Raw genomic sequence first — 10,404 nt, 5'->3', positions numbered from 1 at the left:
CCCAGGTGAATACCGTTGGTCCAGTTACCGCGCTAACGCTCAAGGAGAAATCTTTAAGGGTATAACCCCCCACACTCTTTACCGGCAGCTAGGTGCAAAAAAGTCCGAAAGGCAAACAGCCTACCGAGAATTATTTCGTTATCAATTGGAGCCTGGTGTGATAGATACAATTCGCAAGGCTACTAATGGCAATTTTGTTCTTGGCAATGACCGATTCCAAAAAAAAATTGCCAAGATACTCGGACGACGAGTAGTACCGGGAACAGCCGGGAGGCCGCGCAAGCAATAAGATCGCCTGAAAAATCGTGGTCTGTCCCCATTTTATTGTTTTATTTGTCCCCATTTTATTCCATTTTAATGTTTGCCTCAGTATTTTGAGGGTCCACTACATATTGAGGTCGGGCACGTCTGCCGGCTTCAGTTTATGAACCCTCAGCGTCACCTCACCCTTCGCCAACAAGGCCCTTCTTAACTGTTTCTGTCTGCCTTGGAATGCCGGCATACCTCTTGCTTTGTTCCATAAATATTTATTAAGAGAGTCTAATCAAAAAGGAGAAATATATGAAAACGACCGTTGGGCTGTGGATTGACCATCGCAAAGCCGTGATAGTGGCTATCTCAGATAAAGAAGAAGAAATAAAAGTGATCGAATCAAAGGTGGAAAAACAGCTCGGACGCTCTTCTGGTAAACGTTCGACAACCTCTTTTGAAGCACAGATGGTGCCGGCAGATAACAGCCAGGATAAAAAATTTACGGCACAACTCAACACATACTATGAGGAGGTCATTTCGGTTATTCATAACGCCGAATCGCTTCTGATATTTGGGCCTGGCGAAGCAAAGGGTGAGCTGGTAAAGCAACTTGAAAAAGACAAACTTGCTGAACGCATCGTGTCTGTAGAAACGGCTGACCAGATGACAGACCCTCAGATTACAGCCAAAGTCCGAGAGTATTTTCAGCAATAGTGAGAGGTGCAACAATGATGTGGGGAAATAACTATTGGCCGGGGTGGCCACGTAACTAAAAGGATATAAATCATATGGACAACTGGCTGAATGGTTTAATAAGTCAAGGGATGTCGATTTTGGCCGGTTTCGGCGTACTGGTGCTGATCCTGCTGGTTGTCGTGATTAGTAAAGTGTTAAAAAAATAATCCCTGGGCAGCAGTATCTTGACCAACCTGACATCGGGGAGACAATACGATGACCAGACCCACTAAAGTTGTGTTCCTCTTTGATGTGGACAATACACTGCTGGACAATGTCCAGGTTCAAGATGATTTGAGGAATCATAGAGGAGATGTTGGATGATGTGGAACGCCACTACCCAGCACATCATTATGTCATGGTGGATTACAAATTGCGTATTTTAACCGCTATGAAAAAGATCTGGAAAAACCGTTTAACGACTGTAATGCCTCGCCAGGGCCATTATGCCCTGGATCCCAAAATTGTCGAGGCATATCCGCCGGCGGACCTAACAATTGAAAGTATCGGAGAACTGGCCAATTATGACCTGAATATATTGCTGGGTGCATAGATTTATCATTGTCCAACTTTTTGGGATTGTGCCTGGGCATCGTCTTATTTTTCCACAAACAGCAATAAGCTCCGTCGGTTAATTCTTTCCGGGGGTGAGGATTCGATTATGGCAGATGACACTGATAAAGAAAACTGGACCCTTGATGATGGAAAAAAGTTAACGCTTCGCCCTATAACACCTGACGATGCTGTCATAGAACAAACATTCGTTCGCAATCTTTCATCCCAGTCTCGATACATGCGCTTTCACGGTACCATTAAAGAACTGAGTAAGAAGGATCTGGCGAGGTTTACAAACCCCGATCCGCTCAACGCAGAAGCTCTGATCATCCTGTACAAAGGAGAAAAGGATGAAAAGGAGGTCGGCGTCGCACGATTCGTGATCGATCCGGATGGCAACGGTTGCGAGTTTGCGATTGTGGTTGCTGATGAATGGCAAAAACGTGGTCTTGGGGGGAAACTAATGCAAGCGCTAATAACTCATGCAACATCTCGCGGGATAAAACGAATTCATGGGTCCGTACTCAAGAATAACTCGGATATGCTTCAGTTCGTCAAAGGCTTGGGTTTTGAAGTAACTGCAAACCCTGATGATTCCTCGGTCTTACTGGTTAATAAATATCTGAGTGAGCAAGCAAGGTAATTGGGATGGAAGCAAGGAAAGATAATGAAAACAAGGAACCTCCACATCCTGACGATCAATGGCGGCTCATCAAGCATAAAGTTTGCGCTGTTTACAGTAGACGGCATACTCCAACGAATTCTTAGCGGTAAACTTGCATGGATTGGATTGCCGAAATATAGCGAACCGCGACGCATGACAGTTGAAATGATTGAGGAACTGCACCGACTGAGTTCCTTCAATCCTGCCCATCTTCCCGAAGAGATCCTGTTGACCGAGGCCTTTCATCGTCGATTTCCTCACCTGCCACAAGTGGCCTGTTTCGACACGGTTTTTCACCATGCCCTGCCGCGTGTGGCGAAACTATTGCCGATCCCACGCCGCTTTGAGGCGCAAGGGTTGAGGAGGTATTGATTTCACGGCTTGTCACACGCCTTTCTGATGGAAAAACTGGCCCGCCAAGCCGGAGCGGAAGCGGCGCAGGGAAGAGTTATCCTCGCCCACCTCGGCAATGGAGCAAGTCTGGCCGCAGTACGTCACGGTAAACCCGTTGACACCAGCATGAGCTTCACCCCAACCGCCGGACTGGTGATGAGCACCCGCTCGGGGGATCTCGAGCCTGGACTACTTTGCTATCTGATGCGTACTGAAAAAATGAGCATCAAGCAAATCAGCGAGATGGTTAATTTTCAGTCAGGGTTGCTCGGCGTATCGGAGACCAGTTCCGACATGCATGACCTGCTCGACCTTGAAACAGAAGACGTGCGGGCGGCCAAGGCGGTGGCGCTCTTTTGCTATCAGGTTAAGAAGTGGATAGTCCATCATTGGACAGTAACAAAGAGGATTTTATCATTGATGACGAGACATGGGCGATTCGCTATCTAATCATCGATACGCAAAACTGGTGGCCGGGGAAAAAGGTCTTGATAGATGCCAAAGGGCCTATTCACACTGAATCAAAAACCAGGAAGATTGAACCATGAAGACCAACACCCTTTAAACAAAGCGGAATAAAAAGACAGTGCCAACATCAACCCAAAAAAGGAGCATGCCCATGAAAGAATCAAAATTCGTGACCAAAGACCCCGTCTGCGGGATGACCGTGGACGAAGCAACTGCTCTACAAACCGAACGCGATGGTGAGACTGTCTACTTCTGCAGCGATAAATGCCGGGAGGTGTTTATCGCCTTACCCGAGAGTGTCAAGGAACCTGAAAGCAGGGACTAAGCCCGAGGACAAGAACAAGCCTAGGCATGAAGCCAAAGCGCTTTACGTAATTTTTTTGTCGTGGCTGTCGTCACATTCGGCTCTAAAGTTCCATAGGATTTTGCATAAATCCGCCGTTAGCAAGATTTTCAGCGAATTTTTGCCCTCCCAATTTTAGCCCAGTTCCAGACCCCGATTTTTGGGAGGTGTCAAACCAATCGAATCGACTATCCGCTCATCCGAGAAATCGAACTCCCCATGCAGGATGAAATGCGCCCAGGTGGCGACCGAGCCGTTACGAATGGCTTCGATCAGCATGGCCCGACGCCCCCCCCATTCTTCTCCTCGGCAAGTACCCGTGAAAGACAGAGGTAGTTCCAGCACACGATGGCATTCTTGATCAGCCGACGACAGGCCTCAGCGGTCTCCTGATCCTCCTTCTCACCCTGGATGAACTCGTGGCTGTGGCCGAAAGAAACGGCCTTGGAAAACTTGTTCGCCCCTCTCCTTTGTTGAGTTGCTTCTCAATGGCCTGCCTGAGTTGAAAAAGCTTTAGGAAGGGAAAAAACCTATGGAACTTTAGAGCCGTTTGTTTAAACTCACCCAATGATGGCGGAACCGTCATCACGGTGGACAGACGAAAAGTCATTATCAGAAAAAGTGAACTCGACATCCCGGTCTGCGAAATTGAAAGTATTCCAATCACCTTCGGGGGAATCGTTGACTTCAACACCTCTAATGCGCTGGCCGCCATCGGCGCTCTTCATGGTTTGGGCCTGCCCCTGGAACAAATTCACAATGGAGTTATGACCTTTCACCCTTCGGCAAACCAAAACCCTGGACGAATGAACTTATTAGATTTTCAAAAGTACAAGGTCCTGGTGGATTACAGTCACAACAAAGAGTCATCGCAGGCCATGGCTAGACTATTACCAAGACTCTCACCAGGCAAAAAAACTGCCTTATGCCATGGAACCGGAAGTCGAACCGATGAACAGATCATTGAATATGGTCTATCCCTGGCGGCTCTTTACGACTACATACTCCTGGCTGATCTGGACCCCCGGAACCGGCCCGCAGGAGAAACGAAGGCCTGCTGAAAGGCGGGTTTCAGGCCATAAATATCGAGATAGTTTCAGACCCGACAACGGCAATCGATCGCTTTTTTTAAAAGGCCGAAACAGGCGATCTGCTGGTTATTAATCCTGACGAACTTGAACCAGTCATGAATCAGATTATGGACAGATACCGGCAGATGGTGACACAAATCTAACTAAATTTTTCAAGTAACTGAACATCAATTGGCTTGCTTGCCGCGCCAAAGTAAACTGTCTGGTGCGGAAAAGGAATTTCGATGTTTGCCGTATCAAAGGCCAGCTTAATGCGCCGCAGATACTCTCTGCCAACCATCCATTGTCGAATGGGCCTTGTCTTGATTCTGCCTTTTATAATAACTGAGGAACTATCAAATTTGTCGACCCCAAATATCTCCGGCGGCTCAAGCATAAATGGACCAAAATCAGCGTCCTCCATCATCTCAGCCCCTACCTGATTCATGACATCAATAACATGATCGGTGTTTTCCTTATAGGCCACACCGATATTGAAAACATATGCCGACCATTCGTTGGTCAGGTTGCTTAATGTGGTTACCGATCCATTTGGGAAGATATGAACAATTCCACCCAGGTCACGAAGAACAATTGTTCTAAAATTTATCTGTTCCACCAAACCTCCGGTACCGTTAATTATCGCGACATCTCCTACCCGCACCTGATTTTCAAGAATATAAAAGAACCCGGCTATCACGTCTTTGACAAGGTTTTGAGCACCAAAACCGATTGCCAGGCCAAGAACTCCGGCACTCGCCAGTATTGGTCCGATTTCAACACCGATCTCCTTGAGAATTACCAGAATAACTGTGATCCATAATGCTAAAAATGAGGCCTGTTTGACTAACCGGATGACCGTTTCGATTCTTTTTTCAGATTCGGATGGTGGTTCTCCGGCGGCTCTGCCCTGGTCTAAAAGCCGTTTTTCGAGTCGAACCAGAGATTTTCGCAGGATAAACATCCCGAGCCAGGCCAAAAATAAAATAATAAAAATCTTAAAACTGGTTTGAATTAAACTGTCCCAACTGATCTTCTGTAAGTACTCATTTATATAATCCATCTGTTTTCTCCTTTGGCTTTTGCCTGGACCTTTCCGAACTTTTAAGGGTAAGGCATTCTCAAGACATCGTATCACTATCAGACTGATGTTACTACTACTACAACAACAAACAACAACAACAACAAACGTACCTGACTCCGCACATTTTTATTAATAGTGTGTGCATTTAGCTGTATTCATGGTAGAGTCAAACTCACATTTACCAGTTTAGTGCCTTAGTGCCGAATTCCAGTTATTCCGTTTTCCATCGCAGCTACAGCCTTCAGCCTAAGCAACCTTAACCAAAAAAGCAGGAGATTGTCGCAACTAGAAATTTATGGACACGAAAAAAAGGAAAGACAAAACTGATCACTTACGGAAAAAAGCTGAGGCCCTGCTGAAGCTCGAAACTGCCCATACCGACATATTGTCCCCTGTCGAAACCCATAAACTCATTCATGAACTTCGCACCCATCAGATCGAACTCACGCTGCAGAATGACGAGTTGCGCGAGATCCAGCTCCAGCTAGAAGAGTCTCGATCCAAGTACGTCGACCTCTATGATTATGCCCCGGTTGGCTACTTCACATTCAGCCGTAAAGGAAAGATTCTTTCCGTAAATCTGTGCGGCTGTCGCCAGTTGGGCCGGGAACACGACGCCTTGCTCCATAAAGAGTTCACCTCTTTCCTGAGTCAGGAAGACAGTGATATCTTTTATCTGCATATGCAAAAGGCCTTAACAACAAAAAAGAGCCAGAACTGCACGATCACCATTCTCCCGGAAAGCGGCAAACCATTTTTCGCCCAGCTTGACACCATCCCTTCCGCCTCAGCGCAGCCGGATAAGCCGCAATACCGGACCGCGATTACTGACATTGACGAGCGCAAGAAACTGGAGGAGGAGCGGAACGCCTCGAAAACTCGTTACCGCCGACTCTTTGAAGTAACCAGAGAGGGCATCGTGATCCTTGATGCCGAAACGGGACAGATTACCGATGTAAATCCTTTCATGACCGAAATCCTGGGATACTCCTATGCCGAATTACAGGGGAAAAAACTTTGGGATATCGGCCTCTTCCAAGATGTTAAAACCTCAAAAACCGCCTTTCAACAGTTGCAAACCGATGGCTACCTTCAATATCAGAATCTGCCACTGGAGACGAAAGGAGGCCGAACTATTGCCGTGGAGTTTGTCGGTACTATTTTTTATGTCGGCCCCAAAAAGGTAATTCAGTGCCATATCCGTGACATTACCGGACAAAAACTCCGGCACGAGGCCTCGGCAAAAGCCCATGACGGCTCCGAACGACGAGTTCTGGAGCGTCGGCTGCAACCACGCGAAATCAAAGAGGAGATGGAGCAGAGAATCAGGTATCACAAGAAGGCCGAAAAAGCTCTGCTCTTGGCCCTGGCTGAAATTAAAACATTGAAAGACCGACTCGTGGTTGAGAACGTCTACTTTCACCAGGAGATCAAAAAGAAACACCAGCACAATCACATTATCGGCCAAAGCGATGGCCTCAAATATGTACTCTACCGGGCGGAACAGGTTGCGCCGACCAATGCCACGGTTCTTGTCCTCGGTGAGACCGGCACCGGCAAGGAGCTGATTGCCGGCGCTATCCACAACCTCAGCCCTCGCAAAGATCGTCCGCTTATTACAGTCAACTGCGCCGCCTTACCCGCCAATCTGCTGGAGAGCGAGCTGTTTGGCCGGGAAAAAGGCGCCTTTACCGGGGCTGACAGCCGGCAGATCGGTCGATACGAGATCGCCGACGGTTCCACGCTCTGCCTGGATGAAATAGGGGAACTGCCCCTGGAGATGCAGGCCAAGCTCCTGCGGGTCATCCAGCATGGTTCCTTTGAGCGTTTGGGCTCATCCAAGACCATCAAAGTTGATGTCCGGGTTGTGGCCACAACCAATCGAAATCTTGAGGAAGAAATTTTGTCTGGCAGATTTCGGAAGGATCTTTACTATCGCTTGAACGTTTTCCCCATCACTGTTCCGCCCTTACGGCAGCGTTCAGAAGATATTCCGCTCCTGGTTGAGACCTTTGTGGAGCGCTATGCAAAAAAAATGGGCAGACAGATCACCTCGATTCCAAAGACGACAATGAAGGCCTTAGTCGAGTACCCGTGGCCCGGCAACGTCAGGGAACTGGAAAGCATCATCGAGCGCTCGGTTATCCTCTGTTCCGGCCCCGGATTCCAGCTTGCCGACAAACTGATTACCACATCAACCCCCATTTTGCTTGCGGGAGGCACATTAAAAGATGTGGAGCGCAACCACCTCATGCAGACCCTAACAGAAACTAACTGGCGCATCGAGGGCGAAAACGGTGCTGCTATTATTCTGGGGCTTCACCCGAGCACCTTGCGGGCAAGGATGCATAAGCTTGGCATAGTCCGTCCCTCAGACGCCCCAACGCCGGCATAAGTCCGCCCGAAATCCTTAAACATCTTAACGAACGGCTATACTTCTCGAACTATTAAATCCATAAGTTCTTAAATACCAAAATCATAAATATAAAATATAAAATATAAAAATCCCCCTAAATCCCCCTGTCAAAGGGGGACTCAGGGGGATTTTTTATATTTAAAGGGATTTAGGAGTTTTTATATTTATCATGTTCACCTATGCTCAAACTTCAACCGGTTCATTGGTGCTCCGAAGGCAGTCCGCCATAGCCTCAATATTTTGAGGCCTCTACCATATACTGTGGCAAAACGCTCGCTCCAGCCCCCCTTCAACTTCTAATTAATAATTTATTTTTAAATTATTAATTAGTCTCCTCTCCCCTCACGGGGAAGGGTTGTTCAGGGGATACTGAACGATCACGATATTCCATAGTTCCTCGCGGGGGAGGGTTAGGGTGGGGGGGGGAAGGCAGTTACTACTCGGCAGTTTGACACTTCACCCACCCCCAACCCCTCCCGTCCCGGGAGGGGGCTTGCATCAGGCCTGAAACACACTTCTAAGACACTGCTGCTCGTAAGCCACGACCAAGAACCATTCACCACTATTTTGTACCATTCATATTTGCTGGCATGGCTTTTGCGGTAGACAGGGGTTTTACACCTGCTGCCTGTCAGATGAACGCCTCTTTTCAACCCTTAGGATGAGTGATGATTGTATGGACAAGAAAAAACAGAATGCGCTACGCCGACGGGCGGAAGAAAAGCTTGGTCACAAAAATGTGGTCTTGGCCGATACCCTCAATGAAGACCTGCGTAAGGTACTTCACGAGCTGCACACCTATCAAATCGAACTTGAACTTCAAAATGAGGAGCTGCGCACGGTCCAGGAAGAACTTGTCCAGAGCCGCGACCAGTTTGTTGACCTTTATGACTTTGCCCCCATCGGCTATCTCACGGTGAGTGACAAAAACATTATTATGGAGGCCAACTTGACCTTGGCCAAGTTGCTCAACGAAGAGAGAAAGTCGCTATTCGGGCAGCTTTTTTCCAACTTTATTCTGCAGGAAGATCAAGACGTTTTCTATTCAAACTTCAGGGACTTTATGGCCTCACCAAGCAGGCACTCATTTAATCTGCGCATGTTGAGAAGAGATAACGGTTGGTTCTGGGGCAAACTGTCCTGTGTTCCATGGCCGGAAACGAACAAGAGCGTGGGCAGCATCAGGATAGCCTTACATGACATCACCGACGCCAAGCGCCAGGAAGACGAACTTATAAAGGTTAAAAAACTTGAAGCAACAGCCACGCTCGCCGGCGGCATTGCCCATGACTTCAATAATCTGCTGGCTATAATCATGGGCAACATTGAGATGGCCCAGCAAGACAGTGCTCTTGGCCGTCCAAATGAGACAAAATTGCATAATGCCCAGCAGGCCGCCCTGAGAGCCGCCGAATTGACAAAGAAATTCCTCACTTTTTCTGCGGGTGGCGAACCGACCCAGATGCCCATCTCCGTGGAAGAGTTTCTTACCGACACAGTAAGTCTTGCCCTTGGTGGATCAAATATCGGTTTTGAGTGTATTTTCCAGGAAGACCTGTGGTCTACGGTTACGATCGACGCAAGCCAGATGGCCCTGGCCATTAGCAATGTGATCAACAATGCCATGGAGGCGATGCCACAGGGAGGGATGATTCGCATTGTCACTGAAAATGCTGACTCCATCCCCGGGCAAAAACCAAAGCTTGAAAAGGATCTAGCGGTCAGGTATGTTAAAATCTCAATTCAGGACCAAGGCCCCGGCATACCAGAGCATACCCTTCCCCAGGTATTTGATCCATATTTCTCATCAAAGCCGATGGGATCGATAAAAGGGCTGGGCATGGGGCTTACAATTGCCTACTCTATACTCAGAAAGCATGGCGGAGCCATTAATATTGCCTCTCAGCAGGACCAAGGAACAACTGTTACGATCTATCTGCCTGTGAGCGAAGAGCCGGTCGTTTTAGAAGAGATTTTATCTCGACAGGCCCTTCCGAGTAACAAAAAAATTCTGGTGATGGATGATGAGAAGATGCTGCGAGAGCTGACTCGGCATATGCTTGAACGATCCGGGTATCAGGTTGAAGTGGCATGCGACGGTGATGAAGCCATTCAACTCTATAAGAAGGCGGAGGAACTTGGCCTGCCGTTTGGCGCGGTTATCCTCGATCTGACCATTAAGGGTGGCATGGGAGGTATGGAAACGATTAAACAGTTAAAAGAGATCGACCCGCAGGTCAGGGCTATCGTTGCCAGCGGCTATGCCAATGATCCGGTGATGTCGAACTTTAAGAGTTATGGGTTTCTTAAGGCACTCCATAAACCGTATCAGCTCGAAGAGCTTGAAAAAACACTGGGGAGTATTGTTGGCTGAGCGACAGAATTTGTAATAAATAATCCTTTACCTATCCAACCTATTTTCCG

9 protein-coding genes and 2 pseudogenes are annotated in these 10,404 nt (G+C 47.8%); 8 read left to right on the top strand and 3 right to left on the bottom strand.

From position 1 onward, the window contains the following. Positions 1 to 561 precede the first annotated feature (561 nt). The 5 genes and pseudogenes from HQK80_10385 (at position 562) to HQK80_10365 (ending at position 3,392) form a co-directional block, all read left to right on the top strand. Positions 562 to 966 carry a hypothetical protein gene (locus HQK80_10385; protein MBF0222614.1) on the top strand — a complete coding sequence of 135 codons (405 nt, stop codon included), beginning with the start codon at positions 562 to 564 and terminating at the stop codon, positions 964 to 966. Between the two features lie 346 nt (positions 967 to 1,312). Further along, positions 1,313 to 1,540, top strand: coding sequence for a hypothetical protein (locus tag HQK80_10380; protein MBF0222613.1), 228 nt, complete (start codon positions 1,313 to 1,315; stop codon positions 1,538 to 1,540). Between the two features lie 108 nt (positions 1,541 to 1,648). Next, positions 1,649 to 2,185 (top strand): GNAT family N-acetyltransferase, encoded by a 537-nt coding sequence (locus HQK80_10375; protein ID MBF0222612.1) that lies wholly within the window; start codon positions 1,649 to 1,651, stop codon positions 2,183 to 2,185. A gap of 24 nt (positions 2,186 to 2,209) precedes the next feature. Next, positions 2,210 to 3,049: pseudogene (locus HQK80_10370) on the top strand (hypothetical protein). Between the two features lie 163 nt (positions 3,050 to 3,212). Further along, on the top strand, positions 3,213 to 3,392 hold the full coding sequence (locus HQK80_10365) for a YHS domain-containing protein (protein MBF0222611.1): 180 nt from the start codon (positions 3,213 to 3,215) through the stop codon (positions 3,390 to 3,392). 153 nt (positions 3,393 to 3,545) lie between these two features. Here HQK80_10365 and HQK80_10360 read toward each other — a convergent pair whose 3' ends face one another. Continuing rightward, entirely contained in the window at positions 3,546 to 3,689 is a 144-nt protein-coding gene (locus tag HQK80_10360; protein MBF0222610.1) for a hypothetical protein, read from the bottom strand. After that, positions 3,683 to 3,871: pseudogene (locus tag HQK80_10355) on the bottom strand (Tn3 family transposase). Before HQK80_10355 ends, HQK80_10360 begins: the two are co-directional and overlap by 7 nt. 129 nt (positions 3,872 to 4,000) lie before the next feature. On the opposite strand from HQK80_10355, the gene HQK80_10350 reads away from it, so the two are divergent. Then, on the top strand, positions 4,001 to 4,471 hold the full coding sequence (locus HQK80_10350; protein MBF0222609.1) for a hypothetical protein: 471 nt from the start codon (positions 4,001 to 4,003) through the stop codon (positions 4,469 to 4,471). Between the two features lie 169 nt (positions 4,472 to 4,640). Here HQK80_10350 and HQK80_10345 read toward each other — a convergent pair whose 3' ends face one another. Beyond that, a complete protein-coding gene (locus tag HQK80_10345; GenBank protein ID MBF0222608.1) occupies positions 4,641 to 5,543 on the bottom strand; it encodes a mechanosensitive ion channel family protein in 903 nt (300 codons plus the stop codon). 316 nt (positions 5,544 to 5,859) lie between these two features. Between HQK80_10345 and HQK80_10340 the strand changes: the two genes are divergently transcribed. Both HQK80_10340 and HQK80_10335 read left to right on the top strand, forming a co-directional pair. Further along, the gene (locus HQK80_10340; GenBank protein MBF0222607.1) at positions 5,860 to 7,959 is read left to right on the top strand and encodes a sigma 54-interacting transcriptional regulator; all 2,100 of its coding nucleotides are present in this window, start codon (positions 5,860 to 5,862) and stop codon (positions 7,957 to 7,959) included. Positions 7,960 to 8,656: 697 nt separating this feature from the next. Further along, the gene (locus HQK80_10335; GenBank protein MBF0222606.1) at positions 8,657 to 10,354 is read left to right on the top strand and encodes a response regulator; all 1,698 of its coding nucleotides are present in this window, start codon (positions 8,657 to 8,659) and stop codon (positions 10,352 to 10,354) included. Positions 10,355 to 10,404 lie beyond the last annotated feature (50 nt).

The sequence above is a fragment of the Desulfobulbaceae bacterium genome (assembly GCA_015231515.1).
Lineage (GTDB): Bacteria > Desulfobacterota > Desulfobulbia > Desulfobulbales > VMSU01 > JADGBM01.
Note: the sequence above shows the minus strand (reverse complement) of the source record. Positions and strands in the feature narration are given on the sequence as shown.